Raw genomic sequence first — 21815 nt, 5'->3', positions numbered from 1 at the left:
AGCTTGATCAAAGCGGATCAATTTGATCAAGCCAGGTAACGGGTACCGTTGCACAAACCCCATGGCACAGGGAGTTTCGCCGCGTCCAGGGGGCTGGCACAGCCCTTGCGATGCACCAGGCGCGACTTCCTGAAGCGGTAGTTTCAGGTCGCACTTCATAACAACAAAAACAGAGAGTGCATCATGAATGCTCAACCGAGCGGCACCTGGGTGCCTGGCGTTCGCGTTACCGCCTTGTCCATTGCATTGACCGCCTTTGCGTGTGCTGCCCACGCACAGGAGGCGATCAAGCTGGACCTGCAAGTGTGGAACCTGTCGGTGAAAAACCTGGATACCGGCCCTGACCCTTACCACTATGCCAACAGCGGCAACGTGTTTGCCGGAGTCGAGGGCGACCTTGATGCATTGGCCAACATCGCCGGGGCATCGTTCAGCCTGCAGTACGTGTTCTTCCCGTTCATGCGTGGCGAGGGGCAGCCCGCCCAGGACAGTTGGCAGGGCAAGGCCGGGAGTTTCTTTGCCGGGGCACCGATGCACAACGACATCGATACCGGCTACCTGGCTCGCTTTACCTGGAACCAGCGCCTGTTGCAGGACCGCCTGGAACTGGCAGTGGGCCGCAGCAATGCCCGTCAGCACTTCTACATGGCCAACTGTGAAAACGTGATCACCTGCAACGACCCGGTCATCGATAACTCCACCGGTATCCTGCCGTACCCCTACGGCAGTTGGGGTGGCTACACCCGATACCGTTTCGATTCAGGTTACTACCTGCACAGCGGGGTGTTCGAATCCAACCCCCAGCACTACTTCAAACGTACCAAGGGGTTTGACTGGGACCCGGGTGACGCCAGCGGTGTCACCTGGCTGGCCGGGGTAGGGGCGAAAGCGGATTTTACCCAGGACCCTTATGCGTACCATTACGAACTGAACGGTTTTCATAACACCGGCGAACAGATCGACCCCATGGACGGCCGCTTGCGCAGGGGGAGCGATGGGCTGCTGTTCAAGTTCCGCCAGACATTGGCCAGAGAAGGCGAGGCCGCCGTGCCCGAGCGGGGTTGGCAGGTGTTTGGCGCCTGGTCCTGGAGCGCCGATGACATGCAGCCTTTTTCCCATTTCGCCGAAGTTGGTGTGACCCGCCTTGGCCCGTTCGGTCGGCCGCAGGATACGCTCAACCTCAAGGCCAGCTACCTGCGCCTGGGTGCGCGCCAGGCAGCCTGGCAAGAGCACGCGCGGCTGCTTGCCACCGGCCGCGATGAGCGTACGCGTCGAGGTGTATCACGCATCGAGCTGAACACGCACTGGCAAGTCACCCGCAACCTCGCACTGGAGCCCAGCGTGCAGTACATCTTCAACCCGGACAACTTCTACAACCCCAGCGCGCCAGTGAGTGGCGACGGTGCGGTAATAGCCCTGGAGGTCATGTACAACCTCGGTTCCGCGTTCGGTTTGTAGGCCCTGAACGCAAACCTCCCGCCGAAGCGGGAGGTTTTTACCGGTGATGGCTGAAGGGATCAGGCCTGCTGGGGGGCAACCATGACCTTGCATTGATGCTGGCGTTGGCGCAGGGCTTCGAATGCCAGGGGCATTTCGGCCAGCGCCACCGTTTCGCTGACCATCGTCAGTGGGGTGGCATCCGGGCCGTCCAGCACATCTACAGCGGCGCAGAACTCGTCCATGTTGAAAAACGCCGACATGACCAGGTTCACCTCCTTGGACACTGCCTGGAACGGCATGAACCTGTCCGCGACCGTGCACAGCCCAAGCACCACAACCGTGCCCCGTGGGCGCACATGGTCGATAGCCTGTGCAATCAGGCCTGGGCGGCCGACGCACTCGAAAACGATGTCGGCCGCGCTGCCCAGGTTTTGAGCAATACACGCCGGCAGTGCGCCGTCGCCTACCAGAAAGTGCGTCGCCCCAAGATGCAAGGCGCGCTCGCGCTGCCAATCGCCCAAGTCGGTGATGGCGACGGTGGCTGCACCCAGGCGCCTGGCCCAGTAGGCCACTGCCAGGCCGATAGCCCCTGCGCCCAGAATCAGTACCTTCGCGCCAGGCTTGAGCCCTGCCCGCATCACCCCGTGCAAAGCCACGGCAAGGGGCTCGGCGAGGGCGCTGTCCTTGAGCCCGACACTGCTCGGAATAACCCGGCACTGGTGGCCCTTGGCAGTCGCCCACTGCGCAAAACCACCACCCTGCAAGCTGAACGCGGGGCACCAGGCAGGCTCACCGCGCAGGCAACTGGCGCACTGCCCACAACCGCGCAAAGGTGCCACGGCCACGGCATCGCCGACCTTCAGGTTGTTTACCTGCTTGCCACATTCAACCACACGGCCGCTGTACTCATGGCCCAGCACGCTGCCTGGGGCAATATTGAAAGCCGGGTCCTGGGTCATGTGCAGGTCACTGCCGCAGATGCCGCAGCGACACACCTCTATCAGAACTTCGTCGGCAGCGGGCACAGGCATCGCAACCGTGCCCAATTGCAAGGGCTGGTTCAGGCCCTTGAACAGAATTGCTTGCATCATCGCCTCCTCAGTCCACCCGGCCGAGCATCTGCCCGCCATCGATGACGATCTGCGCGCCCGTGACGTAATCCGAGGCCGGTGAGGCCAGGAACAAGGCCAGGCCTTTGATTTCTTCGGTGGAGGCGATCCGGTGTTGCGGCACCCGTTGGGCGAACGCCGCGCGGTCGGCCAGGTTGCGCAAGCGGCCCCCGGCGATGTTGGTCACGAACGGGCCAGGCGCGATCGCGTTTACGTTGATGCCGTAGCGGGCCAGTTCCATCGCGGCCTGCCGCACGAGTGACGCAGCGCCGGCCTTGGCTGGCATGTAGGGGGTGCCGACGATGGCTTCATTTATGATCGCGGCATTGGAGGTGGTGACGATGATGCGGCCCTGGCCACGCGGTTTCATCAAGCACACTGCCGCACGCAGGGTGGTGAACACCGAGGTGAGGTTGGTTGCAAGCACCTTGTCCCAGTGCGCTTCGTCCAACGTCTCCAGTGCGCCTTCAGCGCAGCGCTGGCCCTCGCTGTCCAGAAAGCCGGGGCCAGCGTCGATGCCGGCGTTGGCGAACACAACATCCAGTCGGCCATAGCGCTCGCCGATGCGTTCGAAACAGGCATACATCGCCTGGCGATCGGTGGCGTCCACCACTTCGCCGTGCACAGCGAAACCCAGCGCGGTCAAGCGCGCTACCTGTTCCTGCAGGCGTTCGGCGTCCAGGTCCAGTAGGGTGACCTGTGCCCCGGCTTCGGCCATTACTTCGGCATAGGCCAGGCCAATGCCGCTGGCGGCGCCGGTGACCACACAGGTCAAGCCTTCGACGGCAAATCGTTCCCAGTATTTCATCAGCACCTCCCTGTCCGTTGACCGCTACACCCGCTCACAGGAACAACGCCTGGTTGATTGGCAGCCCGTGTTTCTCGCAATGGCTCACGTAATGATTGATGAACCAGAACACATCGGTGGTTTCGGTGTGCTGGCCGTGCTCGTCGAAAAACTCGATAGGCCCGTGAATCCAGAACAGTGCCTTCATGCCTTGCGGGTCATCGGAATACAGGGTGTGGGCGGTGCCTGGGGTTTCGTAGACAAAGCTGCCGGGCCGCGATACCCAGTCGTACTCGTAATATCCCCAGGTGCCCTCCAGCGTTACTGCTGACACGGCTGCGCGGTGCCGGTGGGTGCCGATGCGGCCGCCGCCCTTGACCCAGAGAATGTTGCACACGCTGCCGGTTCGTACATCGAAGCTGAGGTGGCGTATGGCGGCGCAATCGCCGAACGGGACCCAGGGTGATTCATCCTCGCCGGTGCCGATGTGCCCGCCATGCAGGCCATAGCGGTCGACGATGGCGGCATGGGGCTCAGGCGGCAGTTGGACAATGCTTGGCTTCAGGGTGGTGTTCATGAACAGGCCTCGATGTGTTGTTTTTATGGTCGAGCGTTGGCTCGCGAGGATCTTTTTGCACAGCCTGTGCCAAGCCCTGAAAGGCCTGATTTACGCGGGTTAGAGCGGGTTAAGGTGGTGAGAATTCATGCAGCTTGGCAGGCTTGATGATCAAATTTGATCAAGCGCGGTGGTGCAGAAGGGGCGCGCCGCGCCCCGCTATTGCAGGTCAGAAGAAGGTCCCGACAATCAATTGCAAGTAAGTCCCGGTATCCCGCCCACCCAGCTGCGTACCGCCATTGGCCGCACTGCGCTCCGGTTTGTAGAACCCCACCACCGGGCTGATCAGCAGGTGGTCGTTGACCATCCATTCCACATACAGGTCCAGCTCGCGCCCGCCAAGGTTGCCCTGGTCGGTGTCCAGCGTGTCGAAGTCGAAGTACAGTGCGCCGACGGTCAGGTTGTCCCGTGGCTTGCCCTTCAGCGCGACATGGTGCACTTGGCTGTTCTTGTTGAACGGACCGGCATAGTTGGCTGCCACTTCACCCTGGAACCAGGTGCCGTAACCCCGGCTGAGGCCATAGAACAGCGGGTCGAAGCCTTCGGAGAAGCGGCTGTAGCGGTAGGTGGCGGTGGGTGACCAGGGCAGTTGGGAGAAGGTCCAGTTGCCCTCCAGGTACCAGGCATTTTCGCGCCCGCCGGTCTTGTCCTGGGTCACATACTCGGCGGCCAGCTCCAGGTCTTTGACGCCCAGGTTGCCGCGCCCGCGCAGGCTGGCGGTGTCCATGCCGTCGCGGTGTTCCAGGCCCATGATCTGCGCGTAGCGCTGGTCCACGTCGAGGCCGCGGATCCAGCTCAGGCCGACGGTACCGGTATCGGCGACGTGCTCCAGGTTGGCGACCGCCAGGGAAGTGTCGGCCTGGTAATGGTTGTCGGACTTCAACCACATCAGGTCACCGCGCCAGCCCTGGTTGCCACCCAGGCGCAGCACGGCGGTGCGGTCGAAGGCCTTGCGTGCGGCCAGGTAGTAGGCACCGCCGCGATCGAAGTTGGCCCCCAGGTCGACCTTGCCCAGGTTGACCGGGTCACCCTGGATCAGAAAACCATCACCCAGGGTGACGACCTGGCGGCCACCGGAAATGTCCACGCCATCTTCGCCCAGCGCCGGGAACAGGTTGGCCGAGCGCCAGCCCAGGTACAAGTCTTCGATGGCGGTACGGCGTTCGTCGCCCAAGGTCAGGCCGGCGGCGTCGCCATCGCCCCAGGTGGCGGAACTGAGCAGGCTGAAGGCCCCGTAGAGGGTGCCGCTATCGGCCAGGGTCTGGCTGCCGCTGAGGCCGTATTTGACGTAGCCTTCCTGCCAGGCGGTGCTGCCGGGTTGGCGGTTGCCGGCCTGGTTGAAGCTTTCGTCGCTGTGGAAGACGCCGAACAGGGCTTCGAGGTTGGCGTTGAGGGTGGTGCCATCGTGGTTGTACAGCTCGTAGGCTTGGCTGGCGGGGGCGGTTAACAGCAGGGCCAATGTGCAGGCGAGTGTGTGCCTCATGGGTTTGCTCCATGGTTTTTATTGTTGTTTTTGTGTCGCCTGTACCGGCCTCTTCGCGGGTGAATCCGCGCCCACAAGGCACGTGATACCGGGTGTAGGAGCGGGTTTACCCGCGAAGAGGCCGGTACAGGAAAAAGGATCAGAGCTTGATCAACACCGATTTCAGCTCGGTGTAGTGCTCGATGGCCGCTGAGCCCATCTCACGACCAACGCCAGACATCTTGTAGCCACCAAACGGCAGCGCCGGGTCCAGCGCGCTGTGGCAGTTGACCCACACCGATCCGGACTTGATGCGCGGGATCATGCGGTGTACGGCGGCCAGGTCGTTGGACCAGATACTTGCACCCAGGCCGTAGGGATTGTCGTTGGCCATGCCGATCACTTCGTCGATGTCATCGAATGGCATCGCCACCAATACCGGCCCGAAGATTTCTTCCTGTACCAGGCGGTGACGCTGGTCCACATCGACAATCACCGTCGGCTTGACGAAGTAACCAGGCCCGAAACCTTCACCCCCGCAGGCGATGGTTGCACCCAGTTCGCGGCCAAGCTCGATGTAGCCGGTGACGCGGTCCTGCTGCTTGGCTGAAATCAGCGGGCCCATCTGCACCGCCGGGTCCAGCCCGTTGCCCAGCTTCATGGCATTGGCAATTGCGGCGATGTCGGCCACCACATTGTCGAAGTGCTTGCGGTGCACATACAGCCGCGAGCCTGCGCAGCACACCTGGCCCTGGTTGAAGAAGATCGCCGTGGCCGCACCGGCTGCGGCTTCCTGCAGGTTGGCATCAGGCATGACGATGGTCGGCGACTTGCCGCCCAGCTCCAGGGTGACGCGGGTCATGTTATCCATGGCCGCCTTGCCGATCAGCTTGCCGACCTCGGTGGAGCCGGTGAAGGTCAGTTTGTCTACGCCGGGGTGGCGGCTGAGCGCGGCGCCGGCGTTCAGGCCGGTACCGGTAACCACGTTGAACACGCCGGCCGGGTAGCCGGCCTCGTCGACCAGCTCGGCCAGCTTGAGCACGCTCAGTGGGGTTTCATCGGCAGGCTTGAGCACCACGGTGCAGCCGGTGGCCAGGGCCGGGCCGAGCTTCCAGCAGGCCAGCAGCAGTGGGAAGTTCCAGGCAACGATGGCGCCCACCACGCCCACTGCCTCGCGACGCACGAAGCCGTGGAACTGGTCGTTGGGCATCAACGGCATGGACGCTTCGACGGTGCTACCCTCGATCTTGGTGGCCCAGCCCGCCATATAGCGCAGGAAGTCGATGGCCAGTTGCACGTCCATCACCTGGGCCACGGCGGCGCTCTTGCCATTGTTCAGGCATTCCAGTTCGGCAAGCTGGCGCGCATCGCGCTCCATCAGGTCGGCCAGGCGCCACAGCAGGTTCTGCCGCTCGCGCGGGCGCATGCGGCTCCAGGGCGAGTCGTCGAAGGCCTGGCGCGCAGCGCGCACGGCGCGGTCGACATCTTCGGCCTCGGCGGCCGGCACTTCACCCAGCACCTCGCCGGTGGCCGGGTTGCGGAACGACAGGGTGCGACCGCTGGCGGCGTCCTGCCAGTCGGCACCGATGCGCATCTTCAGCTTGCGTTCGAGAAAGGCGCGGGTGGCGGGCAGGATGGGCAGTTCGGAAAGCATGGGGCTGTGCCTCTTGTCATTGGATGTGACGGGCACTGGCGCAATGGCCGTGCCAACCTGGGCAGATGGCCGCAAAGCGTTGTGGGCGTTGGGTTTTGCCTGAGCGCAAGGCTGCGATTGCCAAGTTGCGCTGTTGCACATTGAGACGGTGTGAGACGGTGGTGAAACAGTGGCTGTTCGGCCTCTTCGCGGGCCCTGTCTCAACATGAAACACCCTGTCGCGAAATGGCACGCTGCAAATGGCCATCCCGGCTCCTGGCCAAGCCCCGAAAACCGCTTAAAGGGTTGAAAGGAAACGCTTTTACCCTAACTGGCACAGTTCCTGTATCACAACCGTCACATGCACACCTGCTGTACCAAAGCGTGCGAAAACGATAAGAACAACAACCGTGGAGGTCTGACCTTGAAGACGACTCGACTCCGGCGGCATGCGGGCAAACTGGCGCTGGTCGCCGCCGCGCTGCTGAGCACCCAGGCCATGGCGGCCGAGCAGGGCCCGAGCCTGTTGCAGAACAAGTGCATGGGGTGCCATATCCCCGAAGGCAACGACACCTATAGCCGCATCAGCCACCAGCGCAAGACGCCGGAAGGCTGGCTGATGAGCATCGCCCGCATGCAGGTGATGCATGGCCTTCAGATCAGCGACGACGACCGTCGCACGCTGGTCAAATACCTGGCCGACAAACAGGGCCTGGCGCCCAGCGAAACCGATGGCGTGCGTTACGCCATGGAGCGTCGGCTCAATACCGTCGAGCACTTCGACACCCAGCTCAGCGAGACCTGTGGCCGTTGCCACTCGGGTGCCCGTGTCGCCTTGCAACGGCGCCCGGCCAAGGAGTGGGAACACCTGGTCCACTTCCACCTTGGCCAATGGCCGTCCCTTGAATACCAAGCTCTGGCGCGTGACCGCGACTGGCTGCCGATCGCCCTGCAGCAAGTGGTGCCGGACCTTGCCAAGCGCTTCCCGATGGACAGCGCGGCCTGGGACGAATGGCAGAAGGCCAAACCCAAGGCGGACGTACTGCCGGGGCAGTGGGCATTCAGCGGCCATATGCTGGCCAAGGGCGATGTACGTGGGGTGATGAGCGTCACGGCCGGAGAGGGCGATACCTTCAAGGTCGAGGTCAAGGGTGCTTACGCCGACGGTACACCGTTCAACGGCAGAGGCTCGGCCATCCTGTACAACGGTTATGAATGGCGGGGCAATGTGAAGGTTGGCGATGCCAACCTGCGCCAGGTGTTCGCCGCGCTGGATGGCGAAATGAAAGGCCGTATGTTCGAAGCCGATCACGATGAGCGCGGCCTGGACTTCAGCGCCGTAAAAGAAGGCAAGGCGCAGTTGCTGGCGGTACAACCGGCGTTCATCAAGGCCGGAGGTGAAAGCGAAATCACCCTGGTTGGCAGCGGCCTGACTGGCAAGCCGGACCTGGGCGCCGGGGTGGAAGTGACCGAAGTGCTGGAGCAGACCCCGACCCTGGTAAGGGTCAAGGCCCGTGCCGCGGCCGATGCCAGGCCAGGGCTGCGCGAGGTGGCGGTAGGTGCGCTCAAGGGCGTGAACCTGGCGGTTTACGACAAAGTCGATGAAGTGAAGGTCGTGCCGGCGTTCTCCATCGCGCGCATTGGCGAGAACGGTGCCTCCGTGCCGAAAGTGCAGGGGCGTTTCGAGGCCGAAGCCTGGGGCAAGGATGCCAATGGCCAGCCGCTGCGTATCGGCTACCTGCCGGCCAGCTGGAAGGTCGAGCCGTTCAACGAGCGTGCTGTCGAGGATGAAGACGTCAAGTTCGCCGGGCAGATGCAGGCCGACGGTGTGTTCGTGCCAGGCGGTGCCGGGCCCAACCCTGAGCGCAAGATGATGACCAACAACGCCGGTAACCTGAAGGTCATCGCCACGCTGGCCGACGGTGGCCAGACCGGCGAAGGGCACATGATCGTCACCGTACAGCGCTGGAATAACCCGCCGCTGCCGTAACGGCAGGCTGCAACGGTTTTCCAACGGATCGATTATCGGGAGGTCGCCATGGGCGTACTACTGAACCTGGTCGAACGCAACCTGCACGAAGTACAGGTTGATGCCGACCGCATGCTGTTCCATATCCCCAGCAGTTCGCTGTTCACCGCTGACGCGGTGACCGGCGGCATCATCGACACCTTGCGCCAGCAAGGCTGCTCGGCCGAGGAGCTGATGCAGCGCCTTGGCCAGCAGTTTGCCGGCGACGATATCCAGGACACCCTGCGCGAGCTGATCGCGCTGGAGCTGGTCAGCGACGGCTCGCCGCTGACCCCGGAAATCGCCCTCAGGCAAGTCGAGCGCACCGCACTTAACACCGTGGTGCTCAACGTCAACACCGGTTGCAACCTCAGCTGCACCTATTGCTACAAGGAAGACCTGGACAAGCCTTCCGCCGGCAAGAAGATGAGTACCGCCACCGCCGAAGCCTCGGTGGAGATGCTGCTCAAGGAGTCACCCAACGAGCAGCGCTACAGCGTGGTGTTCTTCGGTGGCGAACCGCTGTCCAACCGGCCGTTGATCGAGCACATGGTGGCTTACTGCGAGCGGCGGTTCGCCGAAGCGGGCAAGCAGGTGGAGTTCATCATGACCACCAACGCTACTTTGCTGACCGAAGAAATCATCGATTGGCTCAACGCCCACCGCTTTGGCCTGTCGATCAGCATCGATGGCCCCAAGACCGTGCATGACCGCAACCGTATTACCGTGGGCGGGCAGGGCACCTATGACGTGGTGCGGCGCAAGGCCGACCTGCTGCTGTCGCGCTACACCAGCCGGCCGGTGGGCGCGCGGGTCACGCTGACCCGTGGCATTACTGACGTTGAAACCATTTGGAACCACCTGTTCAACGAAATGGGTTTCGCCGAGGTCGGCTTTGCCCCCGTTACCTCTGGCGACATGGCCGACTTCAACCTCACTGGCGACGAGCTGGTGCAAGTCTTCGCCAACATGAAGGCACTCGGCCGGCGCTACCTGGAGGCGGCACTGGAGCACCGCAACATCGGGTTCTCCAACCTGCATCAGCTGATCACCGACATCCACGAAGGCCACAAGAAGGCCCTGCCGTGTGGCGCCGGGTTGAAGATGCTGGCAGTGGACCACGAAGGTGAGTTGAACCTGTGCCACCGCTTCACCGGCTCCAGCCTGCCCACCTTCGGTAACGTGCACCAGGGCGTGAAGCAGGCGCAGCTCAACGACTTCCTGTCGCAGCGCCTGGACCGCAGCAACACCGGCTGTGAAAGCTGTCGCATCCGCAACCTGTGCTCCGGCGGCTGCTATCACGAAAGCTATGCGCGCTACGGCGACCCGCAGCACCCGACGTATCACTACTGCGAACTGATGCGCGACTGGGTGGACTTCGGCATTGAAGTCTACAGCCGCATCATGGCCGCCAACCCGGCCTTCATCGATCGCTACATCACCCCGCGGAAGGCGCATTGACATGAAGCACTTGAAGCCCCTGAACAACAAGGCGCGCATCCTGGAGCAGGCCGCCGCCGAAGACCGTGTCGAAGACGTGATGGCAATGAGCGCGGTGGCCGGCTGCACGGCCACTACCGACCCCGGCTGGGAGGTGGACGCCTTTGGCGGCGTGAGCTCGCTGTGCCAGCCGATGGAGGCCGACCTTTATGGTTGTTCCGACCCTTGCTGGTGGCCGGCCCAGGTGCCGGACATGATGAGCACCTACCAGGACTGGAACGCCCAGGCGACCAACTCGGCAGAGGACTGGCGCAACCTCGGCACCGTGTTCCCGAAAGACAAGTGACGGCCCAACAAGAATGACAAGGGGAAACCGCATGAAAGCTGGACGCTGCGCGCCATTGGCGCTCACCATCGCCGCCATGGGCGCCGGGCTGGCACAGGCCGACGACACTGGCCCGGCACTGAAGGCTGGCCACGAATACATGATCGTGACCAACTACCCGAACAACCTGCATGTGGTCGATGTGGCCAGTGACACGGTCTACAAGAGCTGCCGGATGCCGGACAAGTTCGGCCCTGGCACCGCAATGATGGCGCCGGACAATCGCACCGCCTACGTGCTCAACAACCATTACGGCGACATCTACGGCATCGACCTGGACACTTGCAAGAACACCTTCCACGCCAACCTGTCCAGCGTAGCCGGTGAAGTCGGCCGGTCGATCTATTCGTTCGCCATCAGCCCAGACGGCAAAGAGGTGTATGCCACGGTCAACCCGACCCAGAGGCTGAACGACCATTACGTGGTCAAGCCACCCCGGCTGGAGGTGTTCAGCACCGCCGATGGCCTTCAGGCCAAGCCCGTACGCACCTTCCCGATGCCGCGCCAGGTGTACCTGATGCGCGCCTCCGACGATGGCAGCCTGTACGTTGCCGGGCCGGACATTTACAAGATGGACGTGAAGACCGGCAAGTACTCGGTAGCCCTGCCGCTGCGCAACTGGAACCGCAAAGGCTACAGCGCCCCGGATGTGCTGTACTTCTGGCCGCACCAGAGCCCGCGCCATGAGTTCACCATGCTGTACACCATTGCCAAGTTCAAGGATGACAAGCAGGACCCGGCCACCGCCGAACCGCTGTATGGCTACCTGAGCATCGACCTGAAGACCGGCAAGACCCACACCCAGGAGTTCGCCGACCTGACCGAGCTGTACTTCACCGGCCTGCGCTCGCCCAAGGATCCGAACCAGATCTACGGCGTGCTCAACCGCCTGGCCAAGTACGACATCAAACAGCGCAAGCTGATCAAGGCGGCTAATCTGGAGCACACCTACTACTGCGTGACGTTCGACAAGAAGGGCGACAAGCTTTACCTGGGCGGCACCTTCAATGACCTGGCGGTGTTCAACCCGGATACGCTTGAAAAGGTGAAGAACATCAAGTTGCCGGGTGGTGACATGTCTACCACGACGCCGCAGGTGTTCGTTCGCTAAACCGGTGTGTGCCTCTTCACGGGTAAACCTACAAAGGACGGCGCCACATTTGAGGCCGTTGGAGGTTTTTGTAGGAGCGGGTTCACCCGCGAAGAAGCCAGCACAGAAAACACAAGAACAACAAGAGAACGCCCATGCCCCAGCCAAGCTACACCCAGGGCAACCAGGACAAGCCCCTGCTGACCCAATGCATCGGCGACGCCTTCGACGCCACCGTGGCCCGCTTCCCCGAGCGTGAGGCGCTGGTGGTTCACCATCAGGCCCTGCGCTACACGTGGCGGCAACTGGCCGACGCCGTCGACCAGCACGCCCGCGCGCTGATGGCCCTGGGCGTGCAGCCCGGTGACCGTCTTGGCATCTGGGCACCCAACTGCGCCGAGTGGTGCATTACCCAGTTTGCCAGCGCCAAGGTTGGCGCGATCCTGGTCAACATCAACCCGGCCTACCGTTCCAGCGAACTGGACTACGCCCTTGGCCAGTCCGGCTGCCGCTGGGTGATCTGTGCCGATGCGTTCAAGACCTCCGATTACCACGCCACGCTGCAGGGCCTGCTCCCGGGCCTGGCCAACGGCCAACCGGGCGCGCTGATCTGCGAGCGCTTCCCCGAGCTGCATGGCGTGGTCAGCCTGGCGCTGTCGCCACCGCCGGGCTTCCTGGCTTGGCACGCATTGCAGGCCCGTGCCGAGGCCGTCAGCGGCGAGGCCCTGGCCGCGCGCCAGGCACAACTGCGTTGCGACGACCCGATCAATATCCAGTACACCTCAGGCACCACCGGTTTCCCCAAGGGGGCCACCCTCAGCCACAGCAATATCCTCAACAACGGGTACATGGTCGGTGAAAGCCTGGGCCTTACCGAGCACGATCGGCTGGTGGTGCCGGTGCCGCTGTACCACTGCTTCGGCATGGTCATGGCCAACCTTGGCTGCATGACCCACGGCAGCGCACTGATTTACCCCAGCGATGCCTTCGACCCGCTGGCCACGCTGCGGGCAGTGGCGCAGGAAAAAGCCACTGCGCTGTATGGCGTGCCGACCATGTTCATTGCCGAACTGGACCATCCGCAGCGTGGTGAGTTCGACCTGTCGAGCCTGCGCACCGGGATCATGGCCGGCGCGACCTGCCCGATCGAGGTGATGCGCCGGGTGATTGGCGAGATGCACATGGCCGAAGTGCAGATTGCCTATGGCATGACCGAGACCAGCCCGGTGTCCTTGCAGACCGGTGCCGCTGACGACCTGGAGCGTCGCGTGACCAGCGTCGGTCGCACCCAGCCCCGGCTGGAGAGCAAGGTGGTGGACGCCGAAGGCAACACTGTCCCGCGTGGCGAGATCGGCGAACTGTGCACCCGCGGCTACAGCGTGATGCTGGGTTACTGGAACAACCCCAAAGCCACCGCCGAGAGCATCGACGCAGAGGGCTGGATGCACACTGGCGACCTGGCGGTGATGGACGAGCAGGGCTATGTGCGTATTGTCGGACGCAGCAAGGACATGATCATTCGCGGCGGCGAGAACATTTATCCGCGCGAGCTGGAGGAGTTCTTCTTCACCCATCCGGCGGTGGCCGATGTGCAGGTGATTGGCGTGCCGTGCAGCAAGTACGGTGAAGAGATCGTGGCCTGGGTGCGCCTGCACCCGGGGCATGCTGTCAGTGAGGAAGCGTTGCGTGAGTGGGCGAGGGCGAGGATTGCGCACTTCAAGGTGCCCAGGTACTTCCGTTTTGTCGACGCGTTTCCGATGACGGTTACGGGTAAGGTGCAGAAGTTCCGGATGCGCGAGATCAGTGTCGAAGAGCTGTCTGCCAGATGACCTTTTACGTGGCCAAGGTGAACGCCTTGCTCAAGATTCGAACATCCTGCGCGGTCGCCCGTAGGAGCGGGTTCACCCGCGAAAGGGCCGGCCCTGCTGGCCAGTATCCCTGGCCATTCACCGTCGCAGTCGCCACCGTATTCGCGGGTAAACCCGCTCCTACGCAGCTCGGTGGTGGACACACATCGGGGGTTGGACACAGGCCGTCGTGTAGGAGCGGGTTCACCCGCGAAGAGGCCGGAACTGCTGGCCAATTTCTATCCGCCGTTCACCGTTGCTGCCGCCACCGTATTCGCGGGTAAACCCGCTCCTACGCAGCTCGGTGGTGGACACACATCGGGGGGTGGACACAGGCCGTCGTGTAGGAGCGGGTTCACCCGCGAAGAGGCCGGAACTGCTGGCCAATTTCCATCCGCCGTTCACCGTTGCTGCCACCACCGTATTCGCGGGTAAACCCGCTCCTACGCAGCTCGGTGGTGGACACACATCGGGGGTTGGACACAGGCCGTCGTGTAGGAGCGGGTTCACCCGCGAAAGGGCCGGCCCTGCTGGCCAGTGAACTACCTGTGTTAACGGTGTCATGCCCTCAGTCCTGCAGCCGTTCCGGGCTGTTGAAGTTGCTTAGCCGGCGATCACTCTCGGCGCACTCCAGCCCTTGCACCGCCTCGCGCAGCAAGGCCTTCTGCAAACTCCGCTCACCCGCTGTCCAGGCCTGCTCCAGCACCGGCAACACCCGCGTGGGCAGTACGCTGAACATCGGCTGCCAAAAACCACCCTGACGCACCATGGCCGCGCTGTTACCGGCCACTGCCAGCCGCAGCAGGCCCTCGATCAATTCGCGATCAACCAGCGGCGCATCGCAAGCCAGCACCACCACCCACCCATGACGTGCCACCCTGAGCCCGGCAATCACCCCCGCCAGCGGCCCGGGGAAGTCGGCTTCTGCATCGCCCACCAACCGGTCGGCGTATGCCCGGTAATCCGCCTGGTTGCGATTGCAGGAAATCACCAGGTCGTCGCTCAGTGGCCGCACCACTCGATGAACATGTGCAATTAACGGCTCGCCTCGCCAGTCCACCAGGCCCTTGTCACGGCCGCCCATGCGCTGGCCGCGGCCACCGGCGAGAATGAGGATGGAGCAGGGGGGAAGTGCATCAGGCATGAAAAAGGGTTCCGGGCAGTCATTGCCGGGAACCCTCCCATTTCACGCGGGGCTTGTCCAGTCAGCTTTCGCGGGGCACGGGTTGCCCGTCGCTGTCATGCGCCTGGCGTCGCTGTGACAGGCGCATCACCACCACGAAGAACACCGGCACGAACACCACCGCCAGCGTGGCGCTGAGCATGCCGCCGATCACCCCGGTGCCAATCGCTTGCTGGCTGGCAGAGCTTGCGCCGCTGGCGATGGCCAGGGGCACCACGCCGAGGATGAACGCCAGCGACGTCATCACGATCGGCCGCAGGCGCAGGCGAGCCGCTTGCACGGCGGCGTCGACGGCGTCCACGCCCTGGTCTACCAGATGCTTGGCAAACTCGATGATCAGGATGGCGTTCTTCGCCGACAGGCCGATCAGCGTGATCAGGCCAACCTTGAAGAACACGTCGTTGGGCATGCCGCGCAAGGTCACCGCCAGCACCGCACCGAGCACGCCGAGCGGAACGACCAGCAGCACCGCAGTCGGGATAGACCAGCTTTCGTACAGCGCAGCCAGGCACAGGAACACCACCAGCAGCGACAGCGCCATCAGCAGGGGGGCCTGGCTACCGGACAGCCGCTCCTGCAATGACAGGCCGGTCCATTCCAGGCCGGTACCGGCCGGTAGCTGCGCCACCAGCCGCTCGACTTCGGCCATGGCTTCGCCCGAGCTGTAGCCGGCGGCTGGCTCGCCAGAGATCGACACCGCCGGGTAACCGTTGTAGCGGGTCAGTTGCACCGGGCCGCTGACCCACCTGGCCTGAACGAACGCACCCAGTGGCACCATCTTGCCGCTGTCGTTGCGCACGTGAATGTTCAGCAAGTCTTCAACCTGGCTGCGCTGGTCACCTTCGGCCTGCACCACCACCCGCTGCATACGGCCCTGGTTGGGGAAATCGTTGACGTAGCTGGAGCCCACGGCCACGTCCAGCACCGTGCCGATATCGGCAAACGACACGCCCAGTGCATTAGCCTGGCGGCGGTCGATTTCCAGTTGCACCTGCGGGCTTTCCGCCAGCGAGGCTTCGCGCACGTTGGTCAGCACCTTGCTTTTGCTGGCGCTTTCGAGCAACTGGTCACGGGCTGCCATCAGCTCGGCGTGGCCCATGCCGCCACGGTCCTGAAGGCGAAATTCGAAACCGGTCGACTCACCGAGCCCGTCGATGGGGGGCGGCAGCACCGAATAGGCTATCGCGTCCTTGAGCTGGGTGAAGGCCATGGTCGCGCGGTCGGCGATCGACTGGGCACTGTCGTCGGCGCTGCGCTCGGACCAGTCCTTGAGGGTGGTGAAGGCCAGCGCCGCGTTCTGCCCGCTACCGGAGAAGCTGAAGCCGAGGATCAAGGTGGTGTTGCCCACGCCTGGTTCTTCGGCGTTGTGCGCCTCGATCTGCGCGGCTACCTGTTCGGTGCGCATGCGGCTGGCGCCCGGCGGCAGTTGAATGTCGGTAATGGTGTAGCCCTGGTCTTCGGTGGGCAGGAACGCCGTAGGCAGCTGGCTGAAGCCGTAGCCCAGCACCGCCAGCAGCACCGCGTACACCAGCAGGTAGCGGCCGCTGCGCTTGAGCGCTTGCACCACCCAGCGCTGGTAGCCGTTGCTCATGCGTTCGAAGCGGCGATTGAACCAGCCGAAGAAGCCTTTGCGTTCATGGTGCTCGCCCTTGGCCACGGGTTTGAGCAGGGTGGCGCACAATGCCGGGGTCAGGCTGAGGGCGAGAAACGCCGAGAACAGGATCGACACCGCCATCGACAGCGAGAACTGCTGGTAGATCACCCCCACCGAGCCTTGCATGAAGGCCATGGGCAGGAATACCGCCACCAGCACCAGCGTGATGCCGACGATTGCACCGCTGATCTGGCCCATGGCCTTGCGTGTGGCGTCCTTGGGCGGCAAGCCTTCTTCGGCCATGATGCGTTCGACGTTCTCCACCACCACAATGGCATCGTCGACCAGAATGCCGATGGCCAGTACCATGCCGAACAGTGTCAGCACATTGACCGAGAAGCCCATGGCCAGCATCACGGCGAAGGTGCCCATCAATGCCACTGGCACGACCAGGGTCGGGATCAGTGTGTAGCGCAGGTTCTGCAGGAACAGGAACATGACTGCGAACACCAGCAGCATGGCTTCGAACAGGGTGTTGATGACCTGCTCGATCGACACCTTGACGAACGGCGAGGTGTCGTAGGGGATGTCGTACTTGACGCCTTCCGGGAAGTAGCGCGCCAGGTCCTGCATCTTCGCCCGTACCAGGGTAGCGGTTTCCATGGCGTTGGCGCCGGGTGACAACTGCACGCTGAAGGCCGTGGCCGGTTTGCCGTTCAGGCGCGTGCCGTACTGGTATTCCTGGGCGCCGATTTCAACCCGGGCGACATCCCCGATGGTGACCGTGGAGCCGTCCGGGTTGGCACGCAGGACAATGGCAGCAAACTCTTCGGGGCTGCTCAACTGGCCTTTGACCACCACGTTGGCGGTGATTTCCTGGGTGCTGCGGCTGGGCAGATCGCCGATGCTGCCAGGGGCGACCTGGGCGTTCTGCGCGGCGATGGCTTCGGCCACATCGTTGGGCGTGAGGTTGAAGCCAATCAGCTTGCGCGGGTCGATCCAGATGCGCATGGCGCGTTCGGAGCCATACAACTGGGCCTTGCCGACGCCCTTGAGGCGGCGGATTTCGTCCATCACGTTACGTGCCAGGATGTCCGACAGCGCGGTTTCATCGAGCTTGCCGTCTTCGGAGGTGAGGGTGGCCAACAGCAGAAAGCCGGTGGACACTTTCTCCACCTGCAGGCCCTGCTGGGTGACCGGGCGTGGCAGGCGCGACTCGACCACCTTCAGGCGGTTCTGCACGTCGACCTGGGCCAGGTCCGGGTGGGTGCCCGGGGCGAAGGTGGCGGTGATGGTGGCGCTGCCCAGGCTGCTCTGCGACTCGAAGTACAGCAGGTTGTCGGCGCCATTGAGCTCTTGCTCGATCAGGCTGACCACGCTTTCGTCCATGGTCGCCGCCGAGGCGCCTGGGTACACGGCGTAGATTTCCACCTGCGGCGGTGCCACGTTGGGGTACTGGGCCACCGGCAGCTGCGGGATGGCCAGCGCGCCGGCCAGCAGGATGAACAGTGCGACCACCCAGGCGAATACCGGGCGATCGATGAAGAATTGCGGCATGAATCAGGCCCTCACTGGCCGGTATGCTGTGCGATGGGCGGGGCAGCGGGTGCGTTGTCGACCTGCACCTGGTCACCGGCCTTGATGTGCTGCAGCCCTTCGACCACCACCCGCTCGCCGGCCGCCAGGCCTTCACTGACGACCCAGCGGTCGCCCTGGGCGCTGCCCAGTACAACCTGGCGGTCGCTGACCCGGGCGTGCTGGTCTACCACCAGCACCTTCGGCACACCGGCGCTGTCACGCAGGATGGCGCGTTGCGGCACGCTCAGGCCCTTGGGTTGCACTGCTTGCTCCAGGCGTACCCGCACGTAGCTGCCTGGCAGCAGGTCGAGGTCCGGGTTGGGGAACTCGCTGCGCAGGGTGATCTGGTTGGTGCTGGGGTCGACGCTGATGTCGGAGAACAGCAGCTTGCCCGGCAGCGGGTAGGCGCTGCCGTCATCCTGGATCAGCGTGGCGCGTGCCTGGCCGTCGCCCACCTGCTGCAATTCGCCAGCGCGCAGGGCGCGGCGCAGTGCGTTGAGCTCACGGGTAGACTGGGTGACATCGGCATGGATCGGGTCCAGCTGCTGGATGGTCGCCAGCGGGGTGGTTTCGTTTTGCCCGACCAGCGCGCCTTCGGTGACCTGGGCGCGGCCGATACGGCCGGAGATCGGCGCGGTCACGGTGGCATAGCCGAGGTTCAGCCGTGCGCGCTCCAGCGCCGCCCTGGCTTCGGCCACTTCGGCATCGGCCTGCAGGAAACTGGCCTTGGCGTTGTCGTATTCCTGGCGGCTGACGGCTTTGTCGTCGACCAGCTCGCGGTAGCGCTGCTCTTGCAGGCGCGCCTGATACCGGGTGGCCTCGGCCTTGGCCAGCGTGGCGCGGGCGCTGTCGTGGTCGGCCTTGAACGGTGCCGGGTCGATCAGGAACAGTACATCACCCTGCTTGACGTCGCTGCCTTCGCGGTACACCCGCTTGAGCACCACGCCTGCGACCCGCGCACGCACTTCGGCGGTGCGTGGCGCGAGGATACGGCCGCTGAGTTCGCTGCTGATGGCCAGTGGCTGCAGTTGCAGGGTTTCCACGCGCACTTGCGCAGTGGGTGCCTGTTCGTCTGGCTCGGCGCTGTCGCTGCAACCGGCCAGGGACAGGCTCAGCAATGCCATGAGCGCCAACGGGCGCAGGCACGGGGAGAGGGTAGTAGGCATGCGGATCTTCCGATGATGACCGTGTATATGCTAAGGCAGACGCTGCCTTGGCGGCTGTTAATACCTGTAGGACGAGTGTGAAAAAGTGTGAAGAATGATCCTGTCGAGTGGTTGGGTTCTATATTCTGCATGGGCCTGTGCTGGCCTCTTCGCGGGTGAACCCGCTCCTACGGGGACCTGCAGCAGCGGGTTTACCCGCGAAGCGCTCGCCACAGGCTTACTTCAACCCAGACGCCCAAGCACCTATGCCGAATATTTTCCTGGTCGAAGACGACAGCGCCCTGTCCGAGCTCATCGCCAGCTACCTGCAACGCAACGACTTCCATGTCCAGGTGATCGCCCGGGGCGATCATGTACTGGACGAGTACCGTCGGCAAAGGCCTGACCTGGTCATCCTTGACCTGATGCTGCCGGGCATCGATGGCCTGCAGCTGTGCCGGCTGCTGCGCCAGGAGTCGCAGACCCTGCCAATCCTCATGCTGACGGCCCGCGACGACAGCCATGACCAGGTGCTTGGCCTGGAAATGGGGGCCGACGACTACGTGACCAAACCCTGTGAGCCACGCGTGCTGCTGGCCCGCGTGCGCACGCTGCTGCGCCGCAGCAGTGTCAACGAACCGCGCCTGGAAAACGACCTGATCCTGATTGGTGGCCTGCGCATCGACCTGGCCGAGCGCACGGTGAGTTGGCGCGGCGAGGAGGTGGAGCTGTCCAGCGGCGAGTACAACCTGCTGGTGGTGTTGGCGCGCAATGCCGGTGAGGTGATGAACCGCGACCGTATCCTGCAACAACTGCGTGGCATTGAGTTCAATGGCACCGATCGCTCCGTTGACGTGGCCATTTCCAAACTGCGGCGCAAGTTCGACGATAACGCCGGCGAAGCGCGCAAGATCAAGACCGTGTGGGGCAAGGGCTACCTGTTCAGCCGTGTCGAGTGGGAGTGCTGATCGGCCATGCTCAAGATCCTGGTGCGGTTGTACCTGGTGATCATCGTCGCCTACGCCGGCGCATTGCTGTTCATCCCTGACACCATTGTCGGCCTGTTCCGCGACCGGTTCATGGCCTACAACCTGGACCAGGCCAAGGGCGTACAGGCGTTGATCGTGCGCCAGTTCCGCCAGGCCCCGCGCGAGCAGTGGCCAGCGGTGGAGCAGGAACTGGCCAGTGATTTCGCGCCGCTGGAGCTGCAGCTGCTGCGCAGGGATCAGGCCGGTTTGAGCGATGAGGAGCAGGCGCGCCTGGCGCAGGGGCTGTACGCAGTGCGCATTGCCGAGTGGGGCTATTACGAGACGGTGCTGGCGCCGCTGGACAAGGAGTGGCTGGTACGCCTGCATTCCCCGCCGGACCCGCTGGACATCAACGTGCTGTCGTGGGGCGTGACCGTATTGATTGGTGCAGCCATGCTGGGCTGCCTGCTGCTGTGGGTATGGCCGCACTGGCGTGATCTGGAGCGCCTCAAGGAGACCGCTCGGCGCCTGGGCCAGGGGCAGATGGCTGAGCGTACGCACATTTCGCCTCACTCCAACATTGGTGAGCTGGCCGGGGTATTCGACACCATGGCCAGTGACCTGGAACGCCATGTCAACCAGCAGCGTGAACTGCTCAATGCGGTATCGCACGAGTTACGCACGCCACTGACCCGGCTGGACTTCGGCCTGGTGCTGCTGTTCGACGAAGTGCCGCCAGCCAGCCGCAAGCGCCTGCTGGAGCTGGTCGGGCATGTGCGCGAGCTGGATGAACTGGTGCTGGAGCTGCTGTCCTACAGCCGGTTGTACAACGCCGATCAGGCGCGGGAGCGGGTGGAGGTATCGCTGCTGGAGCTGGTCGACAGTGTGCTTGGCGGCTTTGCCGAGGAGCTCGATGGCCGGGGTATCCATTGGGAAGTGCGGGCCGAGGGTGAGTTGCCGCGCTTTGTACTGGACCCGCGGCTGACGGCGCGCGCGGTGCAGAACCTGGTGCGCAATGCCATGCGCTATTGCGATGAAAGCCTGTTGCTGCGCTTGCGCCTGGAAGCCGATGGCGCCTGCTTGCTGACGGTGGAGGATGACGGGATTGGCGTCCCTGTGGAGGAGCGCGAGCGGGTGTTCCAGCCGTTCTACCGTCTGGACCGCAGTCGCGATCGCAACACCGGTGGTTTTGGCCTGGGGTTGGCCATCAGCCGTCGGGCGATCGAGGGGCAGGGTGGCACCTTGACCCTGGCGCAGTCGGCGCTGGGTGGGGCACAGTTCAGGATTCGTTTGCCCGCCGGATGATGTTTCGCCTGTTCTGCCAGCTGGCTTGATCACAACGCAAAGCGGTCTTGGCTTCCTGCAACACCTGGGCAGGGACGGCGCCGCCACGCGCTGCTCGGCCCCAGCGGGTCCAGCCCTTCAACGCCTATCGCGAACGCTTCACCTCACAGCCGGGCAGCCAAGCGCGAAGTTGTCCAGCGTTCGGGCTTTTTCTTGGGGGCTACATCTTGTAGCTTTACAGGTCGT

At 63.7% G+C, this 21815-nt stretch carries 16 protein-coding genes; 8 read left to right on the top strand and 8 right to left on the bottom strand.

What is annotated here, in order from left to right:
* The first annotated feature begins 183 nt into the window (after window positions 1-183).
* The gene (locus tag ACK59Z_RS10025; protein ID WP_108190387.1) at window positions 184-1458 is read left to right on the top strand and encodes a carbohydrate porin; all 1275 of its coding nucleotides are present in this window, start codon (window positions 184-186) and stop codon (window positions 1456-1458) included.
* 59 nt (window positions 1459-1517) lie between these two features.
* On the opposite strand, the gene ACK59Z_RS10020 is transcribed toward ACK59Z_RS10025, so the two are convergent.
* From ACK59Z_RS10020 to ACK59Z_RS10000, 5 genes are all read right to left on the bottom strand, one after another.
* Window positions 1518-2528, bottom strand: a complete 1011-nt coding sequence (locus ACK59Z_RS10020) for an alcohol dehydrogenase catalytic domain-containing protein (protein ID WP_108190386.1) — start codon at window positions 2526-2528, stop codon at window positions 1518-1520.
* A 10-nt stretch (window positions 2529-2538) separates the two neighbouring features.
* A complete protein-coding gene (locus tag ACK59Z_RS10015; RefSeq protein ID WP_102885299.1) occupies window positions 2539-3357 on the bottom strand; it encodes an SDR family NAD(P)-dependent oxidoreductase in 819 nt (272 codons plus the stop codon).
* 34 nt (window positions 3358-3391) lie between these two features.
* Window positions 3392-3913 (bottom strand): 2,4'-dihydroxyacetophenone dioxygenase family protein, encoded by a 522-nt coding sequence (locus ACK59Z_RS10010; protein ID WP_108190384.1) that lies wholly within the window; start codon window positions 3911-3913, stop codon window positions 3392-3394.
* Between the two features lie 208 nt (window positions 3914-4121).
* Window positions 4122-5435, bottom strand: coding sequence for a hypothetical protein (locus ACK59Z_RS10005; RefSeq protein ID WP_003247999.1), 1314 nt, complete (start codon window positions 5433-5435; stop codon window positions 4122-4124).
* 139 nt (window positions 5436-5574) lie between these two features.
* Window positions 5575-7068 (bottom strand): aldehyde dehydrogenase, encoded by a 1494-nt coding sequence (locus ACK59Z_RS10000; protein ID WP_003248002.1) that lies wholly within the window; start codon window positions 7066-7068, stop codon window positions 5575-5577.
* 403 nt (window positions 7069-7471) lie between these two features.
* Here ACK59Z_RS10000 and peaA point away from each other — a divergent pair, with 403 nt between their 5' ends.
* The 5 genes from peaA (at window position 7472) to ACK59Z_RS09975 (ending at window position 13799) form a co-directional block, all read left to right on the top strand.
* On the top strand, window positions 7472-9037 hold the full coding sequence (peaA, locus tag ACK59Z_RS09995) for a quinohemoprotein amine dehydrogenase subunit alpha (RefSeq protein WP_409292920.1): 1566 nt from the start codon (window positions 7472-7474) through the stop codon (window positions 9035-9037).
* Between the two features lie 48 nt (window positions 9038-9085).
* Window positions 9086-10516, top strand: a complete 1431-nt coding sequence (gene peaB / locus ACK59Z_RS09990; RefSeq protein ID WP_019437499.1) for a quinohemoprotein amine dehydrogenase maturation protein — start codon at window positions 9086-9088, stop codon at window positions 10514-10516.
* 1 nt (window position 10517) lies between these two features.
* A complete protein-coding gene (gene qhpC / locus ACK59Z_RS09985) occupies window positions 10518-10841 on the top strand; it encodes a quinohemoprotein amine dehydrogenase subunit gamma (protein ID WP_003248007.1) in 324 nt (107 codons plus the stop codon).
* A 31-nt stretch (window positions 10842-10872) separates the two neighbouring features.
* Complete coding sequence (peaD, locus tag ACK59Z_RS09980) at window positions 10873-11991, top strand: quinohemoprotein amine dehydrogenase subunit beta (protein WP_087535040.1); 1119 nt, start codon at window positions 10873-10875, stop codon at window positions 11989-11991.
* 134 nt (window positions 11992-12125) lie between these two features.
* The gene (locus tag ACK59Z_RS09975; RefSeq protein WP_409292917.1) at window positions 12126-13799 is read left to right on the top strand and encodes a fatty acid CoA ligase family protein; all 1674 of its coding nucleotides are present in this window, start codon (window positions 12126-12128) and stop codon (window positions 13797-13799) included.
* A gap of 586 nt (window positions 13800-14385) precedes the next feature.
* Here ACK59Z_RS09975 and mobA read toward each other — a convergent pair.
* From mobA to ACK59Z_RS09960, 3 genes are all read right to left on the bottom strand, one after another.
* Window positions 14386-14961, bottom strand: a complete 576-nt coding sequence (gene mobA / locus ACK59Z_RS09970; RefSeq protein WP_108190382.1) for a molybdenum cofactor guanylyltransferase MobA — start codon at window positions 14959-14961, stop codon at window positions 14386-14388.
* Between the two features lie 61 nt (window positions 14962-15022).
* Window positions 15023-18151 (bottom strand): efflux RND transporter permease subunit, encoded by a 3129-nt coding sequence (locus ACK59Z_RS09965; protein WP_004577475.1) that lies wholly within the window; start codon window positions 18149-18151, stop codon window positions 15023-15025.
* An 11-nt stretch (window positions 18152-18162) separates the two neighbouring features.
* Window positions 18163-19338, bottom strand: coding sequence for an efflux RND transporter periplasmic adaptor subunit (locus ACK59Z_RS09960; RefSeq protein ID WP_003253890.1), 1176 nt, complete (start codon window positions 19336-19338; stop codon window positions 18163-18165).
* Window positions 19339-19583: 245 nt separating this feature from the next.
* Between ACK59Z_RS09960 and ACK59Z_RS09955 the strand changes: the two genes are divergently transcribed.
* Both ACK59Z_RS09955 and ACK59Z_RS09950 read left to right on the top strand, forming a co-directional pair.
* Window positions 19584-20285 carry a response regulator transcription factor gene (locus ACK59Z_RS09955; RefSeq protein ID WP_003253889.1) on the top strand — a complete coding sequence of 234 codons (702 nt, stop codon included), beginning with the start codon at window positions 19584-19586 and terminating at the stop codon, window positions 20283-20285.
* 6 nt (window positions 20286-20291) lie between these two features.
* Window positions 20292-21590 (top strand): ATP-binding protein, encoded by a 1299-nt coding sequence (locus tag ACK59Z_RS09950; protein ID WP_004577476.1) that lies wholly within the window; start codon window positions 20292-20294, stop codon window positions 21588-21590.
* Window positions 21591-21815: the final 225 nt, after the last annotated feature.

It is taken from the genome of Pseudomonas sp. KCJK9058, assembly GCF_046230975.1.
GTDB classification, from domain to species: domain Bacteria; phylum Pseudomonadota; class Gammaproteobacteria; order Pseudomonadales; family Pseudomonadaceae; genus Aquipseudomonas; species Aquipseudomonas alloputida.
This window is presented reverse-complemented; position numbering and strand designations above follow the sequence as displayed.

Excerpts from the sequence above, each read along its gene's own strand:
- ACK59Z_RS09950 (WP_004577476.1), top strand. The coding sequence starts at position 20,292 with ATGCTCAAGATCCTGGTGCGGTTGTACCTGGTGATCATCGTCGCCTAC.
- ACK59Z_RS09960 (WP_003253890.1), bottom strand. The coding sequence starts at position 19,338 with ATGCCTACTACCCTCTCCCCGTGCCTGCGCCCGTTGGCGCTCATGGCA.
- ACK59Z_RS10025 (WP_108190387.1), top strand. The coding sequence starts at position 184 with ATGAATGCTCAACCGAGCGGCACCTGGGTGCCTGGCGTTCGCGTTACC.
- ACK59Z_RS10015 (WP_102885299.1), bottom strand. The coding sequence starts at position 3,357 with ATGAAATACTGGGAACGATTTGCCGTCGAAGGCTTGACCTGTGTGGTC.
- ACK59Z_RS09965 (WP_004577475.1), bottom strand. The coding sequence starts at position 18,151 with ATGCCGCAATTCTTCATCGATCGCCCGGTATTCGCCTGGGTGGTCGCA.
- ACK59Z_RS09975 (WP_409292917.1), top strand. The coding sequence starts at position 12,126 with ATGCCCCAGCCAAGCTACACCCAGGGCAACCAGGACAAGCCCCTGCTG.
- ACK59Z_RS10020 (WP_108190386.1), bottom strand. The coding sequence starts at position 2,528 with ATGCAAGCAATTCTGTTCAAGGGCCTGAACCAGCCCTTGCAATTGGGC.
- ACK59Z_RS10000 (WP_003248002.1), bottom strand. The coding sequence starts at position 7,068 with ATGCTTTCCGAACTGCCCATCCTGCCCGCCACCCGCGCCTTTCTCGAA.
- qhpC (WP_003248007.1), top strand. The coding sequence starts at position 10,518 with ATGAAGCACTTGAAGCCCCTGAACAACAAGGCGCGCATCCTGGAGCAG.
- ACK59Z_RS10010 (WP_108190384.1), bottom strand. The coding sequence starts at position 3,913 with ATGAACACCACCCTGAAGCCAAGCATTGTCCAACTGCCGCCTGAGCCC.
- ACK59Z_RS10005 (WP_003247999.1), bottom strand. The coding sequence starts at position 5,435 with ATGAGGCACACACTCGCCTGCACATTGGCCCTGCTGTTAACCGCCCCC.
- ACK59Z_RS09955 (WP_003253889.1), top strand. The coding sequence starts at position 19,584 with ATGCCGAATATTTTCCTGGTCGAAGACGACAGCGCCCTGTCCGAGCTC.
- mobA (WP_108190382.1), bottom strand. The coding sequence starts at position 14,961 with ATGCCTGATGCACTTCCCCCCTGCTCCATCCTCATTCTCGCCGGTGGC.
- peaB (WP_019437499.1), top strand. The coding sequence starts at position 9,086 with ATGGGCGTACTACTGAACCTGGTCGAACGCAACCTGCACGAAGTACAG.
- peaD (WP_087535040.1), top strand. The coding sequence starts at position 10,873 with ATGAAAGCTGGACGCTGCGCGCCATTGGCGCTCACCATCGCCGCCATG.